28 protein-coding genes are annotated in these 20,098 nt (G+C 69.1%); 16 read left to right on the forward strand and 12 right to left on the reverse strand.

Annotated features, from left to right (window positions below; all coding sequences use genetic code 11):
• Window positions 1-58 precede the first annotated feature (58 nt).
• Complete coding sequence (locus Q0Z83_RS13375) at window positions 59-577, reverse strand: monooxygenase family protein (RefSeq protein WP_317794212.1); 519 nt, start codon at window positions 575-577, stop codon at window positions 59-61.
• Window positions 578-742: 165 nt separating this feature from the next.
• On the opposite strand from Q0Z83_RS13375, the gene Q0Z83_RS13380 reads away from it, so the two are divergent.
• The 3 genes from Q0Z83_RS13380 (at window position 743) to Q0Z83_RS13390 (ending at window position 2,695) form a co-directional block, all read left to right on the forward strand.
• Window positions 743-1,549, forward strand: a complete 807-nt coding sequence (locus Q0Z83_RS13380; RefSeq protein ID WP_317794213.1) for a transglutaminase-like domain-containing protein — start codon at window positions 743-745, stop codon at window positions 1,547-1,549.
• A gap of 127 nt (window positions 1,550-1,676) precedes the next feature.
• Window positions 1,677-2,219 (forward strand): hypothetical protein, encoded by a 543-nt coding sequence (locus Q0Z83_RS13385; RefSeq protein WP_317794214.1) that lies wholly within the window; start codon window positions 1,677-1,679, stop codon window positions 2,217-2,219.
• Between the two features lie 50 nt (window positions 2,220-2,269).
• Window positions 2,270-2,695 carry a hypothetical protein gene (locus Q0Z83_RS13390; protein ID WP_317794215.1) on the forward strand — a complete coding sequence of 142 codons (426 nt, stop codon included), beginning with the start codon at window positions 2,270-2,272 and terminating at the stop codon, window positions 2,693-2,695.
• A gap of 21 nt (window positions 2,696-2,716) precedes the next feature.
• Here the strand turns inward: Q0Z83_RS13390 and Q0Z83_RS13395 are convergent, their stop codons facing one another.
• The 4 genes from Q0Z83_RS13395 to Q0Z83_RS13410 form a co-directional block, all read right to left on the reverse strand.
• Window positions 2,717-3,358, reverse strand: a complete 642-nt coding sequence (locus tag Q0Z83_RS13395; RefSeq protein WP_317794216.1) for a lysophospholipid acyltransferase family protein — start codon at window positions 3,356-3,358, stop codon at window positions 2,717-2,719.
• Between the two features lie 63 nt (window positions 3,359-3,421).
• Complete coding sequence (locus Q0Z83_RS13400) at window positions 3,422-4,594, reverse strand: PP2C family protein-serine/threonine phosphatase (RefSeq protein WP_317794217.1); 1,173 nt, start codon at window positions 4,592-4,594, stop codon at window positions 3,422-3,424.
• Between the two features lie 44 nt (window positions 4,595-4,638).
• Entirely contained in the window at window positions 4,639-5,592 is a 954-nt protein-coding gene (locus tag Q0Z83_RS13405; protein WP_317794218.1) for a serine hydrolase domain-containing protein, read from the reverse strand.
• Between the two features lie 331 nt (window positions 5,593-5,923).
• Complete coding sequence (locus Q0Z83_RS13410) at window positions 5,924-6,604, reverse strand: hypothetical protein (protein WP_317794219.1); 681 nt, start codon at window positions 6,602-6,604, stop codon at window positions 5,924-5,926.
• A gap of 249 nt (window positions 6,605-6,853) precedes the next feature.
• Here Q0Z83_RS13410 and Q0Z83_RS13415 point away from each other — a divergent pair, with 249 nt between their 5' ends.
• Both Q0Z83_RS13415 and Q0Z83_RS13420 read left to right on the forward strand, forming a co-directional pair.
• Window positions 6,854-7,936 (forward strand): DUF6042 family protein, encoded by a 1,083-nt coding sequence (locus Q0Z83_RS13415; RefSeq protein WP_317794220.1) that lies wholly within the window; start codon window positions 6,854-6,856, stop codon window positions 7,934-7,936.
• Window positions 7,937-8,012: 76 nt separating this feature from the next.
• The gene (locus tag Q0Z83_RS13420) at window positions 8,013-8,192 is read left to right on the forward strand and encodes a hypothetical protein (protein ID WP_317794221.1); all 180 of its coding nucleotides are present in this window, start codon (window positions 8,013-8,015) and stop codon (window positions 8,190-8,192) included.
• Between the two features lie 32 nt (window positions 8,193-8,224).
• On the opposite strand, the gene Q0Z83_RS13425 is transcribed toward Q0Z83_RS13420, so the two are convergent.
• Entirely contained in the window at window positions 8,225-8,845 is a 621-nt protein-coding gene (locus Q0Z83_RS13425; protein ID WP_317794222.1) for a hypothetical protein, read from the reverse strand.
• A 108-nt stretch (window positions 8,846-8,953) separates the two neighbouring features.
• Between Q0Z83_RS13425 and Q0Z83_RS13430 the strand changes: the two genes are divergently transcribed.
• Window positions 8,954-9,502 (forward strand): hypothetical protein, encoded by a 549-nt coding sequence (locus tag Q0Z83_RS13430; RefSeq protein ID WP_317794223.1) that lies wholly within the window; start codon window positions 8,954-8,956, stop codon window positions 9,500-9,502.
• 85 nt (window positions 9,503-9,587) lie between these two features.
• Window positions 9,588-9,815: a hypothetical protein gene (locus Q0Z83_RS13435; protein WP_317794224.1), complete on the forward strand. Its 228-nt coding sequence runs from the start codon at window positions 9,588-9,590 to the stop codon at window positions 9,813-9,815.
• Between the two features lie 80 nt (window positions 9,816-9,895).
• Here Q0Z83_RS13435 and Q0Z83_RS13440 read toward each other — a convergent pair whose 3' ends face one another.
• Window positions 9,896-10,300: a type II toxin-antitoxin system VapC family toxin gene (locus tag Q0Z83_RS13440; RefSeq protein ID WP_317794225.1), complete on the reverse strand. Its 405-nt coding sequence runs from the start codon at window positions 10,298-10,300 to the stop codon at window positions 9,896-9,898.
• A gap of 93 nt (window positions 10,301-10,393) precedes the next feature.
• Here Q0Z83_RS13440 and Q0Z83_RS13445 point away from each other — a divergent pair, with 93 nt between their 5' ends.
• The 7 genes from Q0Z83_RS13445 to Q0Z83_RS13475 all read left to right on the forward strand — a co-directional run bounded on the left by Q0Z83_RS13445 (window position 10,394) and on the right by Q0Z83_RS13475 (window position 14,742).
• Window positions 10,394-10,915, forward strand: a complete 522-nt coding sequence (locus Q0Z83_RS13445) for an NUDIX domain-containing protein (protein ID WP_317794226.1) — start codon at window positions 10,394-10,396, stop codon at window positions 10,913-10,915.
• Complete coding sequence (locus Q0Z83_RS13450; protein ID WP_317794227.1) at window positions 10,912-11,403, forward strand: SRPBCC family protein; 492 nt, start codon at window positions 10,912-10,914, stop codon at window positions 11,401-11,403. The genes Q0Z83_RS13445 and Q0Z83_RS13450 overlap by 4 nt, the downstream gene beginning before the upstream one ends.
• A gap of 83 nt (window positions 11,404-11,486) precedes the next feature.
• On the forward strand, window positions 11,487-11,906 hold the full coding sequence (locus Q0Z83_RS13455; RefSeq protein ID WP_317794228.1) for a DUF6188 family protein: 420 nt from the start codon (window positions 11,487-11,489) through the stop codon (window positions 11,904-11,906).
• 57 nt (window positions 11,907-11,963) lie between these two features.
• Entirely contained in the window at window positions 11,964-12,497 is a 534-nt protein-coding gene (locus Q0Z83_RS13460; RefSeq protein ID WP_317794229.1) for a histidine phosphatase family protein, read from the forward strand.
• 24 nt (window positions 12,498-12,521) lie between these two features.
• Window positions 12,522-12,917, forward strand: coding sequence for a GntR family transcriptional regulator (locus Q0Z83_RS13465; RefSeq protein WP_317794230.1), 396 nt, complete (start codon window positions 12,522-12,524; stop codon window positions 12,915-12,917).
• Window positions 12,914-13,795 carry an ABC transporter ATP-binding protein gene (locus Q0Z83_RS13470; protein ID WP_317794231.1) on the forward strand — a complete coding sequence of 294 codons (882 nt, stop codon included), beginning with the start codon at window positions 12,914-12,916 and terminating at the stop codon, window positions 13,793-13,795. Before Q0Z83_RS13465 ends, Q0Z83_RS13470 begins: the two co-directional genes overlap by 4 nt.
• Window positions 13,792-14,742: an ABC transporter permease subunit gene (locus Q0Z83_RS13475; protein WP_317794232.1), complete on the forward strand. Its 951-nt coding sequence runs from the start codon at window positions 13,792-13,794 to the stop codon at window positions 14,740-14,742. Before Q0Z83_RS13470 ends, Q0Z83_RS13475 begins: the two co-directional genes overlap by 4 nt.
• A gap of 3 nt (window positions 14,743-14,745) precedes the next feature.
• Here the strand turns inward: Q0Z83_RS13475 and Q0Z83_RS13480 are convergent, their stop codons facing one another.
• From Q0Z83_RS13480 to Q0Z83_RS13490, 3 genes are read right to left on the reverse strand one after another with little or no spacing between them, the layout of a single operon-like run.
• Window positions 14,746-15,642, reverse strand: a complete 897-nt coding sequence (locus Q0Z83_RS13480; RefSeq protein WP_317794233.1) for a hypothetical protein — start codon at window positions 15,640-15,642, stop codon at window positions 14,746-14,748.
• An 18-nt stretch (window positions 15,643-15,660) separates the two neighbouring features.
• A complete protein-coding gene (locus Q0Z83_RS13485; protein WP_317794234.1) occupies window positions 15,661-16,044 on the reverse strand; it encodes a hypothetical protein in 384 nt (127 codons plus the stop codon).
• A 20-nt stretch (window positions 16,045-16,064) separates the two neighbouring features.
• Window positions 16,065-16,904, reverse strand: coding sequence for a hypothetical protein (locus tag Q0Z83_RS13490; protein WP_317794235.1), 840 nt, complete (start codon window positions 16,902-16,904; stop codon window positions 16,065-16,067).
• A gap of 61 nt (window positions 16,905-16,965) precedes the next feature.
• On the opposite strand from Q0Z83_RS13490, the gene Q0Z83_RS13495 reads away from it, so the two are divergent.
• Window positions 16,966-17,838, forward strand: a complete 873-nt coding sequence (locus Q0Z83_RS13495) for a MarR family winged helix-turn-helix transcriptional regulator (RefSeq protein WP_317794236.1) — start codon at window positions 16,966-16,968, stop codon at window positions 17,836-17,838.
• Window positions 17,839-17,993: 155 nt separating this feature from the next.
• A complete protein-coding gene (locus tag Q0Z83_RS13500) occupies window positions 17,994-18,557 on the forward strand; it encodes a hypothetical protein (protein ID WP_317794237.1) in 564 nt (187 codons plus the stop codon).
• Window positions 18,558-18,608: 51 nt separating this feature from the next.
• On the opposite strand, the gene Q0Z83_RS13505 is transcribed toward Q0Z83_RS13500, so the two are convergent.
• Window positions 18,609-19,484, reverse strand: a complete 876-nt coding sequence (locus Q0Z83_RS13505; RefSeq protein ID WP_317794238.1) for a DUF7710 domain-containing protein — start codon at window positions 19,482-19,484, stop codon at window positions 18,609-18,611.
• Window positions 19,485-19,582: 98 nt separating this feature from the next.
• Window positions 19,583-20,017 carry a hypothetical protein gene (locus tag Q0Z83_RS13510; protein WP_317794239.1) on the reverse strand — a complete coding sequence of 145 codons (435 nt, stop codon included), beginning with the start codon at window positions 20,015-20,017 and terminating at the stop codon, window positions 19,583-19,585.
• Window positions 20,018-20,098 lie beyond the last annotated feature (81 nt).

The raw sequence follows: 20,098 nt of genomic DNA on the forward strand, positions 1-20,098 counted from the left end.
GCCTTCAACACGCCCGCGACGGCGGCCCGGATGTCGGCCTCGACCCGAGAGGTGGAATTCAGCGCCCGGCCCCGGGGTCGTAGAGGTCGTCCTCGGTGACGACCGGCGCGAGGTCGTCGTCCGGGCGGCCGACCCGCGCCGCCGCGCCGAACATCGCGCCGCGCGCCGGAAGCACCGGGGCGAAGGAGGCGAGGCCACGGCGCTGCGGGATGTCGTCGTAGACCGCCTCCATACCGCCGCGCAGCAGGTAGGTCTCGTGCCAGAAGCCGGTGCCGCCGCTGTCGCGCAGGAAGTCGCGCCACCACAGGCGGTGCGGCTCGGAGCGGGCCCAGGTCAGCAGCGCGGGCAGGTCCCGCCAGTACTGGCGGATGCCGAGGTGCATGGGCAACAACGACCAGAGGAACGTCTCGTGCGCGAGCAGACCCTCCGGCTTGTCGTCCGAGTGGCGGATCCGCGGACCGCGGGCGATCAGCGTGCGTAGGCCGTAGAGTCGGTTGACGCGCATACCCAGATAGACCACCACCAAGTCGGGATAGGACGACAGGTCGACGGTCTCTCGATCGACGCGGCTCGGCATCGCCGGATCTCCTTCCGCTCGGGACCCTCCGATGGTAAGGCAGCATCAGATTGATGAAACATTGATACAGGCCTTTTGAATTGCACACCTGATTCGGTACGACAAGATGCCGGCCATCGATGATGAATATCGGTGTGGGTACGCGAATTAGGTATCCTTCGGTCTATGGACGAGATCGCACTCTTCTACCGGCAGCCGAGCCCTACCTCCGATCTCGGGCGGCACCGCGACCGGGTGCACGGCCTCCCGACCGACCCGGAGGCACTCAGCGCGATCGTGCGCGGGCTGCTGGTCCACAACCACACGGCGTGGGTTCAGGGCCTGCGATTCTCCACGGAACGCATGTCGCACAAGGAGACCGTCGGCGCCGAAACCATTCTGGACAACGTGATCGGCGTCGATCCGGCACCGTTGGACCGCGAGCGGGATGTCGAGCAGAGAATGTTCGGCTTCTGCTATCACTTCGCGCTGCTGCACTGCGCCCTGCTCCGCGCGACGGGCACGCCGGCCCGTATCCGATGCGGCTTCGCCGCCTACTTCGTCGCGCAGCGCTGGATCGACCATTGGGTGGTCGAATACCGAGACGGTTCCGGTTGGACGTTTACGGATCCCCAGGTCGGGCGCGGCAAGCTGACCGGTGCCGACTTCCAGGACGGTGTCACCGCGTGGAATCTCTGTCGCGCGGGTGCCGCGGAGCCGGCCGCTTACGGCAACGGCGAGCTGTGGGGCTGGGACGAACTCAGGGGCAGTCTGATCAACGACGTCGCCGCTCTCAACAAGGTCGAGGTCGCCGGCTGGTTTTGGTGCGACCGCCTCCAGGTGCAGCCCCTGGACCAGCCACACGACGAACTGGACGAGACACTCGACGTCCTCGCGAATCTCGTCGTTGCCGCGCAATCGGTGGAGGACCTGAGGAACTGCTTCGAGCGGTACCCGGAGTTTCAGCCGCCGGCCGGCGCCGTCGCCCGGTAGGACATCGTCTCATCGGCACGACGAGGCGCCGGGGGACGTGCCGATCGTCCGGGCGGCGCCGAGTGAGGGTGGCTCGCCGGCTCAGGGTCGTGTCGAGGTTGAACGACTCGGCATTCAGACTGTGTCGATGGTCAGTGACTGGCTGCACGCCCAGACGGCGGCGTTCTTGGCGTTGCGGGATCAGGCCGTCGCCTCGTGGCACGGCGTGGAGACGGCGGTGCGTGGTGGCGACGAGGGGACACCTGAGTACGACGGCCCTGATGTGCCGTGTCTGCAGCTTCTCGCACTCGACGTGGTGAGACCCGACGGTACTGCGGTCAACGTCACCACCTACCAGAACGACCTGTCGTTCGGCCTGTGGGCTGACGCCGGAGCGGTTTGCGATCGAGACGAATGGGGCCGCGGCTACCGGCGGCGGGCCCTGACCGAACTTCCCGCGGGCCCGATCGTCGAGGTAGAGGTCTACCTCGACGATGACGTTCTCGCCGAGGTGAGAATTCAGATTGCAGACCGTGAGGTGCTTCTCGTCGCGGGGGAGTCTTACGAAGACTGGTCGGGTGGACTCGAATGGCATCGCCTCGACGAATCCGTACTGGTTTTCACCGACCCCGGCGCGGCCGAAAAGATGCGGTGGGTGCCAGGTCGAGGGGCCCTTCGTCGTATCGGCTGATGATCCAAGCGGGCATCGGGATCGACGGATATGCCCTAGCATGGCTCCCCGTGGGATACACGGTGTTTCCGTCGGGCCGTCTGCACCTGCCGGCGGCGGACGACGCCGCTGCCGTCACCGCCGCCAAGGCGGCCTGGGCCGGTCGGCCGCATGGACCCGACTTCGAACGGTGGGCACCCAGCGACACCCTGGAAGACGTCGCGTGGGTGGCGGCGGCGGCGATCACTCGCGACGGGGACTGGATCGAGTTCGGCTTTGACGACGAGGGCGACCCGAAGTGGAACGACCACGCCACCGCCTTCTTCGTCGCGATCGCGCCGTTCGTGCGGGCGGGCGTCGTCGTCATCGAAGGCGAGGACGGCGCGCGCTGGTCGTACCGATACTCCGGCGGGCAGGTCGCCCAGGAGGGCGTGAACGGGTGGGACTCGTCGAGTGAACCGTTCGGCGACCCGGTGTACGGCCCTCCACCGGCCTGAGAGTCTCTAGAAAGAGAGCGGCTACCCCTGCCGTCCGGCCGGCGCGACCGGTGCGACGGCGCGGAGTTCGGCCGTCAGCCTGGTCGACAACTCCAGCGCCGACTCCGTCGCCGTCGACGGTGTGGGCTCGAAGAACGTCACCTTCAAACGTGGGCGACGCGGGAAACGAGCGATGTCCACCGTGCCGGACACCGCCGCGCACACGATCCGTGCCTCCGGGACAGCCTGCGCGAGACGGCCCGTACCGCTGCGGGCCCGTAGTTGACGCCCCTGCGACCGGGTGCCCTCCGGGAAGATCCCGAGACACCCGCCGGACGACAGGCATTCCACCGCGGCGTCGAGCGCGTCCGTATCGGCCTGCCCACGCCGGACCGGGATCTGCCCCATCCCGTCCATGACCCGCCGGACCAGCGGATTCTTCCACAGCGACGCTTTCGCAAGAGCCCGGATCTGCCGACGCCGGCGGGCGGCGAACGCGATGACGAACGGATCCCAGGCGCTGTCGTGGTTGGCCGGGACGATCGTCGCGCCCCGCACCGGCAGCAGGTCCAGGCCGACCACCTCCAGGCGGCCCCACCAGCGCACGATCGGCCCGGCCGCCGTCATCACCGCCCGATACATCGGCGGGATCGGTGCGGCGTCGCCCGTTCGATCGCGTTTCATGTGCCACCTTTCCATGCTTGGACGGCGACAACGCTACAGGTGGCGCGGCGGGCACCGGGCAGCTCAGTGCGCACGCCACTGGAGCATCGCGGCGGTCGCATCGTCACGCAGTTCGCCGTCCTCGTACGACACGATGGTCTGCACCAGGCGGCGCATCGTCTCCGCCGCCGCCGTGCCGTCACCGAGAGTGTTCAGCAGGAACGTGGCCAGCCGATCCACCCCGAACAGCGCACCCGACGCATCGCGGGCCTCGGTGATCCCATCGGTGTAGAGGACCAGGGTGTCACCAGGCACGAGCTGTTCCTCGACCACCACCGGTGGTCGGGCGATCATGTGGCCGAGCCCCAGCGGCAACGTGTTCGGCGTCGGCAACGCCGGCCGCACCACACCGCCACGGAGGAAGACCTCGGCCGGATGCCCGGCGCTGATCCGCCGATACCGGCCGGTCGCCATGTCCAACTCGGCCAGCAGCGCCGTGACGAAGGCACCCGGATACTGCGCGCGCACCCACTTGTCGATCGACCGACAGGTGTCGATCAAAGACAGGCCAGAGCGACGGGCATTACGGTACGTGTTGAGCGTCAACGTGGTCAGCGCGCTCGCACTGATCCCGTGCCCCACGGTGTCGAACAGCGCCACATGCAGCACCTCGCCGTTGGCGGCGTAGTCGAAGGCGTCCCCGCCGACGTCGTAACAGGGCTCCAGCACCGCCGCGACCCGGGTGCCGTCGATCGCGTACGTCAAAGGTGGCAGTTGATTCCAGATGATCTCCGCGGCCAGCTGCATCGGCATCCGCCGCCGGGTGTGCTCGACGGCGTCGCCGTAGAACCGCCGGCTGGCGATCAGCTCGGCCACGAGAGCCGCGATGATCTCCAGATCGTGCAGCGCGGACTCCGTCGGAGGGCCGCTGACCTGCAACTCCAGGACTCCCAGGCGCTCGGCCCCATGCAGCAGCGGCAGCCACAGCACCCCGGTGCCGTCGGTCTCGGCCCACTGGCGCCGGGACGTGATGAACGCCCGCCCGGCCAGCGTGTCCTCCACGCCCAGCGGCGACGACACGTCACGGGCCGACCGCAGCGGATGCAGCCCGACCTGCCCGTAGTCGGCCAGCAACACGGTGGCGGCCCGCGCCTCCAGCAGCGGCGCGGTCTCCATCAGCACGGCCGGCAGATCCTCGGCCCGTCCCCGGTGCCGCAGGTCCATGAGCCGCCGCACGGCCTCCATCGATTCGAGCATCACCCCCATCCTGCATCGCCCGGCCCGGAAACGGGCTCAGGGGGTCAGCCGAAATGGCGACCGGCGAGGGCGATGAGAGCGAGCAGCGTGTCCCGGCAGTCCTCGGCGTCGGCCATCACGGCGACCGCGGTTCCCGACGCCGGCCACACGAACGAGAAACAGCTGAAGCCGGTGTTCTGCCCGGTGTGCCCGAAGAACCCGTCACCGATCTCGGTCCCGAGCCCGAACCCGCCCGGCACCTGCGGTGTCAGCATCTGCGCGGCCAGGTCCGGCGGCAGGAGCACGGATTCACCGGCGGCGGCGCGGTTGATCTCCCGGCCCAGCCGCACCAGGTCGGCCGGGGTGCTCCACAGCCCGGCCGCCGCCGACTCCGGCTGCGTATGCCAACCACCCGGCACGGCGACACCGCCCTGATGGCCGCGAGCGGCACGATCCCGATTATCGTACGGAAACCGCTGGTCGTAGCTACTGTCGGCCATGCCGAGCGGCTCCAGCACGAGCGCCGACATCAGCGCGGTGAACGGTGTGCCGGTCACGTCGGTCAGCAGCTGCTCCAGGACGGAATAGTGGCTGCCCGAATACCGGAATTCGACGCCGGGCGGCAACTCGCGCCGGACCGGGGGAGTGCCGGCCGGCGGCTCACCCTGCAAGATCTCTTTCATCGACGGTACGGGTGACCCCTGGGCGTACCCCGGATACCAGTTCTCGGTGAGGCCCGCGGTGTGCGCCAGCAGATGACGCACGGTCACCTTGCCCGGCCCGGGTAGCCGCCACGTCGACAGGTAGGCGTTGACGTCGGTGTCGAGGTCGAGGACCGCATCGGCGACCAGCCTCAGCGTGCCGAACGCGGCGATGTGCTTGCTGATCGAACACGCCGGAAACACCAGGTCATCGCCGTCGGTCCAGACACCACCGGCAGGCCCGCCGACTGCGACACCGACGCCGAGGACCGGGTCGGCGGCCGGCACCAGACCACGCCACTCTTCCGCGAAGTCCATGACAGTCTCAGCTCTGTCGCCGGATCCTGCGCATCAGCATCGCCCAGACCCCGAAGCCGGACCCCACGTCCCCGGTGATCGCGCCCGCGGCCGAACCCGTGTACAACGCGTGGGCGCAATCCGGGCAGACCTCACGCCCGGTGATCGTCTTCTCGAACGGCTCACGGACACTACGCCCACAGTCAGGGCATTCCCGGCCCGACAATCCCATCGAGACCTCCTGCGATCGGGCACCCAAGGGTACGACCACCGCGCTCGCACTCCTGGGAGCGGACGGTGCCACGGCGCGCGGTCCGCCGTACCCCCGGGTCGGTGATCTGCTGGTTTTTGATCAGCCGGCCGGCTGGAGGCGGAGGATCGGCCTCGTCGCGGTGAAGCCGCTGGCGCCGATCATCAGGTAGACCGCTGCGAACAGCCAGAAGGCGGCGAACAGGAAGCCCTGATCGACCACTGCCGCGATCATGACCGCGGCGCCGGCCAGGGCGGTCGCGGCGTAGCCGATCCGCAGACCCCACACGCACAGCGCCGCCAGAACGAGCGGCGCGACGACCCAGAGCAACACGGCGAACCAGACGACGTCCTCACCGGTGGTGAAGATCGCCGAACCGGCCGGCAGGGCGGGAAGCGCCAGGAACACCGCGGCGGTGACACGCCAGGCGCGGGCGGCGACTCGACCGATGCCACGTCGCAGTACGAAGGGCACGATCGTGGCCGCCCACAGCAGCAGCGCGATCGGCAGGTGATACAGGCCGAGGTTGCCGGTGCTGAAGGAGAACGCGGTGAGCACCGCGGCGCTGCCGGCGGCGGCCCAACCCCGCGCCCCGGCCGGGACCGCCAGCGGGAGCGCCGCGACGAGTGCCGGTAGAAGACTGAGCGACGCGAGAGCCAACCCGAACCGATGCACCACGCTCTGGCCTTCCAAGCTGCGGCCGGTGTCCACGGGCAGATCGAGGGCCGGCATCCAGAAGCTCACGTACGCGGCGATCAGCACACCGACCGCAACAGTGATCATGAGCAGGGTTCGGCCGGCCGACTGAGCGCGACTCGTCGTCCCGCCAGGCGTACCCGGTGCCGTCTCGGATCGGACCCCGTTGGTCATGGTGCGGTTCGCCTCCGTGTGATCGTGAGTCCATCAGCGTAGGGATCTTGCGTCTTCGCAGGTCATCCGGCGATGCGGCAGTCCGCAGACCCGAACGGGTGGACGCCGCGGCGTTTCGGTCTCCGGCTGCGCGTCCGGGTTCCGGGCTTGTACGTTTCGGGCGTGCGCGTGTTCGAGATCGACGGGTACGACCCGGAGTACCGCACGCTCGCGGTTCGCGATCCCGCGGGATATGAGCCGGCCGGCCCCGGTGACCTCGACGAACCCGTCGGCACCTTCGCCGGAGCGGGGGTCGGCTGGCTGGCCGCCGTGACGAACGGCCGGAGCGGCACGGTGCGGCTCGAAGCGCACGACACCCGGCCGCCCGCCGACGGGCCGGTGATCGACGACGAGTTGGAGACGCCCTACCGGTCGAGCACCGGTCGGCTGTCGCTGACGGCGATGACCGCGGGTGGCGGCGGACGATCGGTCCTCGAACTGGGCGGCAACGGCGACTACCGCGTACGGGTGGCGCGGACCGACTCCGACCGCATGCTGCTTCAGTTCTGGCCGGACCCGTCGCCGGTGCCGCCGGTGTGGCGGTTGCGCAGCCGGCCCGCGGTGGGTGGCGGCATGAACGGCTGGCGGAACGTGTTACCGGCGCCGATCATGAACATCCGACGCGTGGTCGGCGCGGTGATCAACGCGTTGGGCCGGCCGGTGAGCGTGGCCGACATCGACGAGTGGACCCGTACCCACCGGCATCCGTCCGACCGGTTGGACGCGCCGCTGTGGCCGACCCGCCCAGGCCCGGCGACGTACCCGACCGGGATGCAGCGGCGGGTCGACGACATCGCGGCCGAGCTCGGGGTCCCCCTCGTGCGGGACCGGCCGGACGTTCTGCCGCTCCTGACCGCCGCCGGGCTCCTGGTTCGCGATGACACCGATCGGTACGGCATCGGCCGGCCGAAGCGAGTGGACACGGTCCTGTCGATGCCGCCTGAGCAGGCCCGGATGGTGCGGGAGGCGGACGCCCGCAGCCGATACCAGCCACTCGCCGAGGACGTGCTGGCGGTGGTCCGCTGGACGCCGGGAGCCCAGCTCGAAACGACCACGGCCGAACTCGCCCGGCGGCTACTGGCCACCGAGACACAGGTGCGCGAGGTCCTGGACTACGGCGAACGCACCGGAGTGCTGCGACCACCCTCCGGAATGATGATGATCAATTCCACAATGGTCACAGTACGTAATGTCGATGCGTGGTGACGGCTCGTAATGTGGTGCTCAACGTCACTTGAACTGGGTTTTTCTAGTTGACCATCAGGGTCGTAACCTACGCAGCGTGATCTTCTTTGATGACTCGGACGCGGTGACCGTCCAGTATGCTCCGACCCTGCCCGCGCGCGTCGGTGCCCGTACCATCGCCGGCCGTCTCGCCGCCGGAGCCGGTGCCGCGACGCTGATGCTCGTCGCCGTGGCCGGTGCGGTCGCCCTGACCGCGTCCCTGATCTGGACCGCCTGACCCGAGCTGACGGCGATCGTCCAGGCTCGGGATCAGAGTAGGTCTCGCCAGAATTCGACGGTTACTCGCGGCTCGTCGTCGGAACCGCCGTGGCCGAACTCCCGGTCGATGTAGTCGGCGAGGTCCACGCCGTAGAAGATGATGTCGGTCTGCCACACCGACATGACGGGGTGCCCGACGGCTCCCCGCTCGGCCGGCAGGTACCGATGCCCGTACACCGGTGCCAGCACGGGCACCCGCGTGAGCATGCGCTTCGCGGCGGCCACGGCCGAGGCCGAATCCGTCGGACGCGGACCCCACTGCTCGTACCAGAAACCGTTGTTCTCCACGTCGAAGAGCACGCCCTCGGCGGGCCAGTCCAATAGGCCGCGCAATTCGTCGCGGTCGGCATGACGCCAGTCCGGCCACGGCTGTGGGTGCGCACGAATCACCCCCGGTGCGGGTGGCTCGGGCCGCGAGTTCACCGGAAGTCCCGCAGCCAGGAATGCCCGGTGGTCATCGGCGAAGTGGAATCCGAATTCCCGTTCGATCGCATCGAACTCCGCGTCGGTCAGGCCCGGCTCGATGTCACACACCGACCGCTGCCGCAGCCGTCGCATGGCCTCCGCACCGAGAGCATCGCCGCCACCCTGCTGACCACCAACCGTCCCCATGCGGCGCGACTCTACCGCCGACCCGTCGGAGCATCGCCACCATTTCCGGCCCCACCGCGTTCGTCGACCGTGGCGTGGACGGTTGACGTCCTCAGTGACTCTGGATCCATGACTCAGGTGGTCCTCGCACTTCTCTCGGTGACCGGCGCTCTGGTCGGTGTGATGCTGGGGTCGTTGCTCAACGCTCGGGTGCAGCGCGCTTCATGGCAGCACCAGGAGAACACGATGTCGATGCGAGAGCGGCGTGCGACGTACGCCGCCTTCGTCGCCGCCTGCCGTGAGTGGCGGGCGACGGTCTTGGGGCCGGAGGTGCGGATCATCCCGGCGTCTTCGGTCTCCCGCCGACCGCATGCCGACGGTGGCGAGGTACGCACCCAGGTGGTCCGGTACCGGGCCGAGATCGGCCTGATCGCACACACGACGGCGACGGTTCAGGCCGCCGCCGGCCTCATGCTCGTGGTGGGAAGGCTCGCCGAGGCGAGGGCCGGTCACGAAGCCGGGCAGGTTCCCGAACCCTTCATCCAGGCATGCCGAGATGCGGAACGCGAATTCAATAGGGCCGCGCGTGCCGAACTGCGCAGCCCGGAGATCGATCTGGAGACACCCACCGCGCTGCCGCCGGCCGCCGCGTCTCTGGAATCACCTGAGACGAGATGATCAGACACCGGACACCGGGACGCGTCCCTCGCAGCGGCAGAGAAACCGTTGTCTGAAGGGTGGGACCGTACTGCAAGATCATGGGATGGCCGAATGGTGGACATCGCGACATTTCAGTCTGACCAACCCGCGTGACGACGGCAATAGCGACCTTCCCCGGCTACTGAGACGCATGGCGGATGAGATCGAGTCACGCAACCTCGAGCCCATGGACATCCTCGACCTGACGGTCTCTCAGGAGATCACTGAGGACGGCCCGTGGTGGTCGGCGACGATCTACTGGTCACCGGATGAGGACGAGCCGCGACCGTGAACCGCACGCTGTCGGCGGGGGCATCCGATCCGATCGGGGCGGATGCGGCCGGCAGCGGGTGGGCGAGCGCGCCGCTGCTGTCAGTCGCCGGTCAGCAGGGCTTGGAGAGGCAGCACGGGAACCACGTTCTCCGCCCTCGCCGCCATCCGGGGATCGACCGTCACCAGGGCGTCGGCCTGCAACCTCGCCACCGCCAGGTACTCCGCTTCGTGCAGTGTGTCCCAGTCGTTCTCGCGCGCGATCCGCCACGCGGTCGCCCGCGACACGCGATCGCCGAGGAGTCGCATCTTCAGTTCAGTGAGCCGCACATGCGCCTCCAGCGCGGCACGTTCCGTGCGGTCGCCTCGGCGGACGTCACGCCACAGCAGGTCAAGGGCCTCCGAACGAATGATGTTGGGGGCCACCAGCTGATGACTTCGATCAACGACCAGAGCGTTGTCGATGATGTGCAGCAGCGTGTGAGCGTCGATCACATAGCGGGCCACCGTGTCAGAGTAGGCGGCCACCGGCCAGGCTCGACGCCTCCGCCGACTCCGTCCGTCGGCTGAATTGTCGTACCCTCCCGATAGGTTGCCGGCATGAGTCGCGAGGAGTTGCAGCGGCGGTCGCTGGCGGCCGCGTTGGGTGACGTCGGTATCGCCCGGGTCGCCTTCGACGACGTCGCGGCCTGGGTGGCCTCCGTCGACCGCGACCCGGTGGACCCGTTGGGCGCCGAGGTCTGGGCGTTCGATCAAGACCTTTCCCGGATCCTTCTGGTACGGCATCCGTGGCGCGGCTGGGTGCCACCAGGCGGCCAGGTCGAGCCGGGGGAGGCACCCCGCGACGCCGCACGCCGTGAGCTGCAGGAGGAGACCGGTGTGCGTGCCGAGCTCTTCGCCCAGCCGGCCGGTGCCTGCGTGCGTTCGTTCCATCCGGAGAAGCCACCGGCCCTGAGCCTGTCCTACGCCGCGATCGTCGACGCGGCCGTCCCGCTCACGCCCGAGCCCGGCCAGCCCGCCGCATGGATGAGTCTGGACCGGCCATGGGAGAGCTGGTTCCCCGACGACGTGTTCCGCATGCGCGAGCACGCGCAATGGCTGGCCGGGATGATGTCGCCATGAAATACAGCGTCTCGATCGAGATAGCCGTGCCCCGCGAGAGGGCGGTGCAGATGCTCGCCGACCCGGCACAGATGCCGAAATGGCTGCGCGGCCTGGTGCTCCACGAGCCGCTGACCGGGATGCACGGCCATGTCGGCACCGAGTCTCGTGTCGTGTTCGGGACGGGCGGCCGGCAGATCGAATGCACCGAGACCATCACCCGCCGCGAACCGGCCGACCTGCAGGAGATCCCGAGCGAGACCGTCGTCCACTTCGAGCGCGAAATCGTCGCCGAGGGCATGTGGAACGCCGTACGCGACCGCCTGACCGAGGCCGGCCCGGAGGCGACGCTGTGGGTGAGCGAGAACGAATTCCGGTTCAGCAACGTCCCGATGCGGCTGATGGGGCGATTGATGCCGGGCGTCTTCCGCAAGCAGTCGCTGCAGCACATGCAGGACTTCAAGGAGTATGCCGAGCACGGCACCGACGTCCGCGAACCGAAGGGCTGAGGTGTCGGTGTTCGCTCACCGGTCGAAATCACCCGACCCGTGGTGTCAGTCGACCGGCCGCCGAGGAGCGGCATGATCTGGTGATGGGTGTGACACCGGAGGACCTCGACCTCGTCAACCGGCAGTTGGCGGAGATCCAGGGGCGTTCGTTGATCCGTTTTCGCATGGGTGGTGGCGTGCTGCTGGAGTTCAGCGGAGATCCGTACCACCAGATCCTGGTTGAAGGGCGGTTGTGCGTTTCACGGCCCGGCCGGGTGGAGCGGTATGCCGATCCGGTGACCGCCGAGGTCGCCGAAGCGATCATCCCTCTGCTGAACGCGGACACCACGATGGTGAGCCTCAGCCCGGACGGCTCCTTGACCATCGGCTTCGGCGACGTGCGGCTGGTGGCCGAACCCGACGAGATGTACGAATCCTGGCAGGTCAGGGCCGACAACGACCTGCTGTTGGTCTGCGTACCCGGTGGGGACGTCGCCATCTGGCTCCCGGACCGGGAAGTCTGAAGCCGGGCCCGGCTCGACGGCCGGACCGCGACGAGCGCGTCGGCTACCGTTCGGCGGATGCTGTTCCTCGTCCGGCACGCCATGCCCGTTCTCGACCCGGAAGTCCCACCCGAGCGATGGGAGCTCGACGCGGCCGGGCGGCAGGCCGCCGAATCACTCAAGCAGATCCTCCCGGCGAACGCCGTACTGGTCTCCAGCCGGGAACCCAAAGCCCGCCAGACGCTGGAGCCGACCGGGCAGGTGCTCACCGACGTCCGCTTCAACGAGATCGCCCGCGACGAACCGTATGACGGCGACTTCCGGGCACGGCGGCGCGCCTACCTCGCCGGCACCGAGCATCCGGGATGGGAACCGCACCGGCAGGTCATCGAACGATTCGACGCTGGAATCAGGCACTGGCGGACTCGCGCGGGCATCCGACCACTGGTCGTCGCCACCCACGGGATGGCCATGACGCTGTGGGCGGCCGCAACCACCGACCTCGCCGACCCGATCGCCTTCTGGGACGGCCTTCGCCTGCCGGACGTCTACGAGGTCGACCTGACCGCCGGAACCCTGGATCGTGTAGTCTCCACCTGCTTTACTACTTAACTAGTAAAGCAGTAAGGGGCTCCGATGTTCGTCTTCCGGCTCGACACCCACTCCGGCGTGCCGCCGTACCTGCAACTCGTCCAACAGGTCCGCCAGGCGCTGCTACTCGGCTTCCTGCAACCCGGCGACCGCCTCCCGCTCATCCGCGAAGTGGTCGAGGACCTGGCGATCAACCCGAACACCGTCGCCAAGGCGTACCGGCAGATGGAACAGGAGAACCTGGTCACCGGCCGCCCCGGCCAGGGCACGTTCGTCAACGAACAGCAGTCGGCCGTGATGTCGCCATCGACGTACACGTCGCTGCGCCGCGGCCTGGCCACCTGGCTGGACCGCGCCTACGCGGCGGGCCTCGACGAGCAGGCGGTCAACGCGCTCTTCACCTCCGTCCACCAGCAGACCAGGAACGAGGACGTGGCGTGACGGCGACCGAGTTCGCGCTGCGCACCGACGGGGTCGGCAAGCTCTACCGGAAAGGCTGGGCCCTGCGCGACTGCACCCTGGCCCTGCCGACCGGCGGCGTGATCGCCCTGGTCGGACCGAACGGCGCGGGCAAGACCACACTGCTGCGCCTGGCCGTCGGACTGCTCGCACCGAGCACCGGCACGGTCGAGGTTCTCGGCCACGACGTCACCGCCAGCACCCCGCAGACCCTGTCCCGGATCGGGTTCCTGGCCCAGGACCACCCGCTCTACAAGCGGTTCACCGTCGCCGAGATGCTCCGCTTCGGCCGGGCCTGCAACCTGCGGTTCGACCAGGGGCTCGCCGAACGCCGGCTGGCGAAGCTGGGCATCCCACTCGACCGCCGCACCGGCACGCTCTCCGGCGGGCAGCAGGCCCAGGTCGCGCTGGCCCTGGCCCTGGCGAAACGGCCGGACCTGCTCGTCCTCGACGAACCGGTGGCCAGCCTCGACCCGCTGGCCCGGCACGAGTTCATGCAGACCCTGATGGGTGCGGTGGCCGAAGGCGGGGTCACCGTCCTGTTCTCCTCGCACGTCGTGCACGAGCTGGAACGCGTCTGCGACCACCTGATCGTGCTCAACCACGGTCGGGTCACGCTCACCGGTGACATCGACACCCTGCTCACCGAGCACCGGCTGCTCGTCGGCCCCCGCACGGCCACCGACCTCGACCGGTCCGGCACCGTCGTGGAGGCCGTGCACAGCGACAGGCACACCACTCTTCTGGTACGCGACGGCGCGCTCCCGACCGCACCGGGGTGGCAGCCGCAGCCGGTCGCGCTGGAGGAACTGGTACTGGCCTACCTGCGCCGCCCGTCCGAGCCGGCGGTGGCCGCATGACGTGGTTGATCTGGCGCCAGCACCGTACCGAAATCTGCGTCCTGGGATTGATCGTCGCCGTTTTCGGCGCCGCCCTGCTCGTGCTCGGCATGCAGGCCCACGACCTGTTCCCCGGCGGTCCCGCGCGGTGCGGGGCAGAGGACTGCACGGCCTCCTTCCGCCGCCTCGACGACGAGTACGGGTATCTCGAGAACCTCCTGGCGGCCTTCTACCTGGTGCCCGTCGTCATCGGTGCGTTCCTCGGTGCGCCGCTGCTCGCCCGCGAACTGGAGGACGGCACCTGGCAGCTCGCGTGGACGCAGGCCGTACCGCGGATGCGCTGGCTGGCGGCCAAACTCGTCGCACTGGCCGGCGTCACCGTCGTGCTCACCGCGATGTTCACCGCGGTGCTGACCTGGTTCCGGCAGCCGTTCGACGCGTGGGAGGGCCGGTTCCAGTACGACGCCTTCGACCTGGAGGGCCTCGTCCCGGTGGCGTACGCACTGTTCGCGTTCGCCGCCGCCACCGCCGCCGGCGCGATCCTACGGCGCAGCCTGCCCGCGTTCGGCGTCGCGTTCGGAGCGTTCCTCGCCGCCCGGATGTCGGTGGCACTGCTGGCCCGCCCCGCGTACGACACCCCGCTCACCACCCTGCAGCCGGTCCCCGTCGGCGGCGCGAAGGGGTGGCCCGCGTCGAGTGCCGCCGACTGGATGATCGAACGTGGCTACGCGGACGCCGCCGGGCGCCGACTGAGCGCGACCGAGTACTACGACCTGGAGGCGGCCGCCGACCAGGCCGGCACCAACCTCAATCAGTTCCTGCACGCGCGGGGCATCCAACAGGTCGCGGTCTACCACCCGGCCGGCCGCTTCTGGACGTTCCAGGTCATCGAGACGACCCTGTTCGTCACCGTCGCGGTGGTCCTGATCGGCGTCGTGGTGTGGCGGGTGCGGCGCCGCATGATCTGACGTTCAACGCCACTCCGGGTCGAACATCATCTCGGCCCGGACACCACCGGCGGCGAACGTGGCCTCGAACTCGTCGAGCCACTCCTGGTCCTTCGCGAGATCCCGCTTCAGAGAGGTATGCCGGGCGTAGTCCTGATACACCGCGAACGCCCGGCGTGCGAGTGCGATCACGTCCACGCCGTCGTCGAACAGCGAAGCCCACACCTCGGCTTCGAGCGCGATGGCCGCCGCCTCCCACGGTTGCTCCGGCTCGTCGGCCCAGCCCGCCGGATCCTCCGCGCGATCGCGTGCATAGGAGCGTGCCACGGCGCCCAGACTCGACGAGCGGCCGACGACCGGGCTGAACGGCCAGGACCGCACCGGCACCGACCACCGCCGGGTCGGTCCGATCCGTTCCACACCGACCGCGGTGACCAGGGCGAACAGCCGGTCACGGTCGGCACCTCCGTCCGGCGGGGAGACGATCTCCAGCAGCCGCTCCGGGTCCGGCCGGAGCTCTGCCGTCTCCGCCCAGGTGACCAGTTCCGCCGCGACCTCCTCAGGTTCGCGGAGGACCGGCGGCAGATGGCCGGCGGGCTGATGGTGATAGGCCGGGCACGGCCGGCGCACGTCCCACAGATGCGTCAGGGGCCCGGTCCATCCGGGCGTCGCCGCGCACATCACCGCGCAATCGCTGTCGATGACGTCGAGTGTCAGCGCGGGCCGGCCGGTGGACGCGGCGACCGCCGTCGACACCCTGGCCAGGTCGGGCGACGGCTCGCGCGAGAGACTCTCCAACATCTGCCAGCCGCCGCCGAGTTCCCGCAGGAGATTGTGCTGCGGTCCGACCCCCTGCACCCCGTCCTGCCTACTGAGTAGACGGTCGGGCCGTGCCACCACGATGGATCCCGAGTACCCCACCCGGGCGAGCCTAGATGATCACCGAGGCCGGTTGTCCTCGACGTGTACGACGTCGAGTTCGCGGCCGTCGCGGTCCCGCTTGGCACGGCCGTGCAGGCCTACCGCGACGTCGGTGGGGTCGGCGACCTCGTCGGGACCGACGTGGTTCAGCACGTCGTTGTGGTGCCCGTAGACCACCCACCCGGGGCCGGGATCCAGGGTGATGGTGCCGAAGTCACCGGCCGGCGTGCCGCCGACGACAGGCCCGTACTCACGCAGGATCTCCACCGCCCGGTCGGCCAGAACCTCCGCCGGACTCGGCGCGGGAAGCACGACACACGTGCCGTGCGCGAACACCACCCACGACTTGCCGTCACCGCGAATGATCCGCCGCCACACCTCAGCCGACTCATGCTCCGCCATGCCGAAGATCATGACCGATGTCAGCCCACGCCGTCGCCCCGAATTCCGGAGCGAGGCGGCGCGTCACGAAAGGACAGCCCGGCCGCCTCCATCGCCGCCCGCAGACGATCAAGGGCGTAGGGCCCGACTCCGTGCAGTGCCCGCACCTCACTCTCGGTGAGGCCGGCGACCTGCTCCAGACGGTGCAGACCACAAGCGGTGAGCGTACGGGTCGCGGCCGCGCCCAGGTGCGGCAGCGGGGTGCCCGGCTCCGGCTCCGGCCGGTCCACCGAGGATCGGGGATGCCCCTCGTGGTCCAGCACGGCGGCACCACGCGCGGAGAGCCGGTAACCGATGTCGAGCGATTCGGTCAGGCCGCGTTCCTTCAGCTTGCGGACGTTCTGTTTGAACGCCGCAGTGTCGCGCCCCATCCGCTTCGCCAGGTCAGGTGCCCGGGTGGCCGGCATCTCGTCGATCAGCAGGAGGGTCTCCCGGGTCCAGGGCCCGGCCGGGGAGGACCGGTCGAGCCGGTCGAGCCACGCGACGATCGTGTCGATCTCCGCAGCGTCGGGCACCGCCTCACGCAGCGCGTGCCGCGGGTCGGCACCCGCATACCGCAACCCGACCCGGAACACCGGCCGGTCGGCGTGCAGACGGTCCAGCCCCTGCCGGAGCGCGGCGAGCGAAACCGCGCCGGCCCGGCGGGCCTCCGCGGCGGTCAGCGAACTCACCGGCACACGGTCGACCGACGTGACTTCCACCAACCCGATCGCGGTACGCATTCGAGTACCGACCTTGAGCCGAGGCCGTTCCCAGCGACGGAACGCCACATCGACATCACCGGCACGGATCGCCGCCAGTTCCGCGGGACGCAACAGCATGCCTCCAGTTCAGCACACCTGACACCAGAATTATCTGACCTGGGTCAGATATTCTCGGGACATGGAGCCGGACCTGATCGAGCAGATACGCGACTTCAACCGCTTCTACACCCAGCGCCTGGGCCTGCTCACCGATCGCTACCTCGGCAGTGACCGCGCCCTCGGACCGTCCCGGTTGCTCTGGGAGATCGGCGACCGGCGAGACCTCCGCGAGCTACGCGACCGACTCGGACTCGACTCCGGCTACCTGAGCAGGCTCCTCCGTGGCCTGGAGGACCAAGACCTCGTCCGCGTCGTCCCCCACCCCCGCGACGGCCGCGCCAGGATCGCCGAGCTCACCGACGCCGGCCGACGCGAACGCGACACGCTCGACCAACGATCACGCGCCGACGTCGCCGCCCTGCTCGACGGACTCGGCCCCGAACAACAGGAAGAACTCGCGGCCGCCCAGCACCGGATCCGGCGCCTGCTCCGCCTGGCCGCCATCACGATCACACCCGTGGCGACCGACGACCCGCAGGCGTGGCGGTGCCTGAAGCGGTACGCGGCCGAACTGGCGACCCTCTTCCCGGAGGGCTACGACCAGGCGACCCTGACCAGGCCCGACGACCTGACCGGCGGCCTGCTCCTGGCACGCGAACGCGACGAACCGGTCGGCTGCGGCGCCTGGGTCCGGCTCGATCCCCGTACCGCGGAGATCCGGCATTTGTGGATCGACACCCACGCACGGGGTCTCGGCCTGGGCCGCCGCCTCCTGCACCACCTGGAATCAGACGCCGCCACCCACGGCGTCGACACCATCCGCCTCGGAACCCACCAGACGCTCAGCGAGGCGATAGCGCTCTACCGCAGCAGCGGCTACCAGCAGATCGACGCGTACGGCGACTCGCCGTACAACCAGCTCTCCTTCGAGAAACGGCTCAAGCCGAGTTGACGTCATCCATCGCACCGGCCCTTTGGTGAACGGCCCGTCGCCGGCGTGGCGCCGCACGACATGATCATTCTTGGCGGGCCCGCGAGGGGTGCGGCATGGAGGTGAAGATGGACGAGCAAAGCGACGTGACCCGGCCCGGTGTACGCTCGCGACGAATGCGGTGGCTACTCGCCATCGGCACCGTAGCCCTCATCGCCGTGCTCGCATCCGGCCTCGTGTGGTGGGGCAGTCCTCGGATGGCCGAGGGCAGCGTGACCGGCCCGGGGGCCGGCATGACCTGGGCCAACGACGGCGTGACGGACACCCGCCTGGTGGCGCGCGGCCGGCCGGTCGCGACGTTGACCGCCACGTTCAGCCTCCGCAACGACGGTCGGCTGCCCTTCACCGTGCACGGCCTCGACGTCTCCGACACGATCGCCTGGTTCAAGAAGCAGCAGGTCACGTTCGTGCCGGGCGTTTCGGGTTTCCAGGACGATACGACCCGCCAGACGTCGGTGACGCTGGATCCCGGGCAGGAGACGACCGTCCTGTGGTCGCTGGACACGGCGTGCCAGCCCACCATGGCCGAGAACAGCTACATGACCATCGACGCCCTACGGTTCAGAGTGAGCTGGTGGGGCCTCACGACAACTCGGGACCTCCCGCTGGACCGACCCCTCACCTTCGTCGGCGACGACAAGCCGCAACCCCTCCCGGGCGCCGAATGCGCCGGCAACTGAGCGACGGCAGCGGTCGGCATGAGCGCGGACTGTGGCAGAAGCGGATGCCGATCAGTCTCGCCGGCCGTTGACCAGATGGATGTGCCGTAGGCCGGGACTGAAGGCGGCGACGTGGTTCGTGGTGCCGTGGTGAGGCTTGGACGGCGTGAACCGGCCTTCGGTGACGGCGGCGTCGTAGGCACCTCCGTAGGGATACTCTGCCAGGATGCCGGTCACACCGTGCTCAGCCGCCCAGGCGAGCCCGGCCTCGTCTGTCTCGAAGACGGCGGAGGCGTATCGTGCCTGTTCGCCGTGAAAGATCCACACGGTCGGGCGCAGCCGACTCTGCCGGCCGGTGCCGGGCCGGCGACGCTCGCCTTCCGGGGTGAACGAGAACGAACCAGGGAAATCGCCCGGTCGATGGCGCACGGCGAACACCACCGGTTCCGGATGCCGCCCCTCGGCGCCGTCGTTTGCGAACGTGTTCCACAGATGGAGACAGAGCAGTTCGTCGTTCGGACTCGCCGTGGCGTAGCAGAGCGTTTTGGGCGAGAGGGGATTGGTGCCGCCGATCCACAGCGACGGTGCGCCGAACCTGTCGACGGCCTCGGAAAGCGTCCGGTCTTCGGTGACCCAGTCGCCGATGTCGGCGGCCAACCGTTGATACTCGGCTGCTGACAAGGTCCGATCCAGGTCGAGCCAGCCGCATCGATGGGCGATGCCGGCGTAGATCGATGCGGTGGCCTCACGCAACCCGTCTGCCGGCAGCACGTCGCGGTAAGCGCCCTGCACTCCGGTGGCGGTGAAGGCGTGACGTTCCCGGAGCCCGGCGAACTCTGCGGCCCACCGCGTCGAGTTGCCGTCGACGGCAGCCATCGCACCCAGCAGTAACTGCTCGGCCGTCTCGTCACGGCCGTACATACCGGGCCGTCGGAGCACCGCGTTCACGTGCTTCCGATGATGCTGACGCGCCTCACCCAGAATCGAATCTTCACCGCCGCTCATTGCCGTCGATCATGTCATTCAACCTTCTCCGCTACATCCACTCATCGGATTCGACGTGCGTCGACGGCCTGTAAGGCTTCGTCGGGGCTGTCGAACAGCCACTCGGCAGGGTCTTCGCCCATTTCCATGGCTACCAGGGTGGTCATGGCCCGGCGGCAGGTGTCGGAGACCACGACCGCGGGATCGACGCCGCGGACGATCACGTCGTTCAGCACTGTGGCCATCATGTCGCCCGAGCGGTAGTCGAGTTCGCGCAGGTCCAGCACCACCCCGGCCGGGGCGAACGCCCGCACGGCGAGGGCGAGCACGGCCCGCATGAACACGGCGTCGCCGCTGCCCGCGCCGTACGTGCCGGTGAAGGCCACCAGCAGCAACTCGTCGCGCGTCGACGCATCGCTGCGCCGGGCGGTCGCGAAACGGCACTGCAGAGCGCTGAGTTCACTGAGACACCGTGCGGAAACGACGAACGAGGACACCGCGCGATCATCCCCGGCCGTACCCTCGTCTACCACGTCGGGCTCGGCTCGCTCCAGGACGACGATTTCGCCATCACCGCC

Source organism: Actinoplanes sichuanensis, assembly GCF_033097365.1.
Lineage (GTDB): Bacteria > Actinomycetota > Actinomycetes > Mycobacteriales > Micromonosporaceae > Actinoplanes > Actinoplanes sichuanensis.

What these genes read in the sequence shown, in the direction of transcription:
- Q0Z83_RS13475 (WP_317794232.1), top strand. Translation starts at nt 13,792, where the DNA reads ATGACGTGGTTGATCTGGCGCCAGCACCGTACCGAAATCTGCGTCCTG.
- Q0Z83_RS13405 (WP_317794218.1), bottom strand. Translation starts at nt 5,592, where the DNA reads ATGGACTTCGCGGAAGAGTGGCGTGGTCTGGTGCCGGCCGCCGACCCG.
- Q0Z83_RS13380 (WP_317794213.1), top strand. Translation starts at nt 743, where the DNA reads ATGGACGAGATCGCACTCTTCTACCGGCAGCCGAGCCCTACCTCCGAT.
- Q0Z83_RS13430 (WP_317794223.1), top strand. Translation starts at nt 8,954, where the DNA reads ATGACTCAGGTGGTCCTCGCACTTCTCTCGGTGACCGGCGCTCTGGTC.
- Q0Z83_RS13490 (WP_317794235.1), bottom strand. Translation starts at nt 16,904, where the DNA reads ATGCTGTTGCGTCCCGCGGAACTGGCGGCGATCCGTGCCGGTGATGTC.
- Q0Z83_RS13375 (WP_317794212.1), bottom strand. Translation starts at nt 577, where the DNA reads ATGCCGAGCCGCGTCGATCGAGAGACCGTCGACCTGTCGTCCTATCCC.
- Q0Z83_RS13500 (WP_317794237.1), top strand. Translation starts at nt 17,994, where the DNA reads ATGCGGTGGCTACTCGCCATCGGCACCGTAGCCCTCATCGCCGTGCTC.
- Q0Z83_RS13460 (WP_317794229.1), top strand. Translation starts at nt 11,964, where the DNA reads ATGCTGTTCCTCGTCCGGCACGCCATGCCCGTTCTCGACCCGGAAGTC.
- Q0Z83_RS13395 (WP_317794216.1), bottom strand. Translation starts at nt 3,358, where the DNA reads ATGAAACGCGATCGAACGGGCGACGCCGCACCGATCCCGCCGATGTAT.
- Q0Z83_RS13445 (WP_317794226.1), top strand. Translation starts at nt 10,394, where the DNA reads ATGAGTCGCGAGGAGTTGCAGCGGCGGTCGCTGGCGGCCGCGTTGGGT.
- Q0Z83_RS13465 (WP_317794230.1), top strand. Translation starts at nt 12,522, where the DNA reads ATGTTCGTCTTCCGGCTCGACACCCACTCCGGCGTGCCGCCGTACCTG.
- Q0Z83_RS13450 (WP_317794227.1), top strand. Translation starts at nt 10,912, where the DNA reads ATGAAATACAGCGTCTCGATCGAGATAGCCGTGCCCCGCGAGAGGGCG.
- Q0Z83_RS13435 (WP_317794224.1), top strand. Translation starts at nt 9,588, where the DNA reads ATGGCCGAATGGTGGACATCGCGACATTTCAGTCTGACCAACCCGCGT.
- Q0Z83_RS13455 (WP_317794228.1), top strand. Translation starts at nt 11,487, where the DNA reads ATGGGTGTGACACCGGAGGACCTCGACCTCGTCAACCGGCAGTTGGCG.
- Q0Z83_RS13495 (WP_317794236.1), top strand. Translation starts at nt 16,966, where the DNA reads ATGGAGCCGGACCTGATCGAGCAGATACGCGACTTCAACCGCTTCTAC.
- Q0Z83_RS13425 (WP_317794222.1), bottom strand. Translation starts at nt 8,845, where the DNA reads ATGGGGACGGTTGGTGGTCAGCAGGGTGGCGGCGATGCTCTCGGTGCG.
- Q0Z83_RS13410 (WP_317794219.1), bottom strand. Translation starts at nt 6,604, where the DNA reads ATGATCACTGTTGCGGTCGGTGTGCTGATCGCCGCGTACGTGAGCTTC.
- Q0Z83_RS13385 (WP_317794214.1), top strand. Translation starts at nt 1,677, where the DNA reads ATGGTCAGTGACTGGCTGCACGCCCAGACGGCGGCGTTCTTGGCGTTG.
- Q0Z83_RS13485 (WP_317794234.1), bottom strand. Translation starts at nt 16,044, where the DNA reads ATGGCGGAGCATGAGTCGGCTGAGGTGTGGCGGCGGATCATTCGCGGT.
- Q0Z83_RS13400 (WP_317794217.1), bottom strand. Translation starts at nt 4,594, where the DNA reads ATGCTCGAATCGATGGAGGCCGTGCGGCGGCTCATGGACCTGCGGCAC.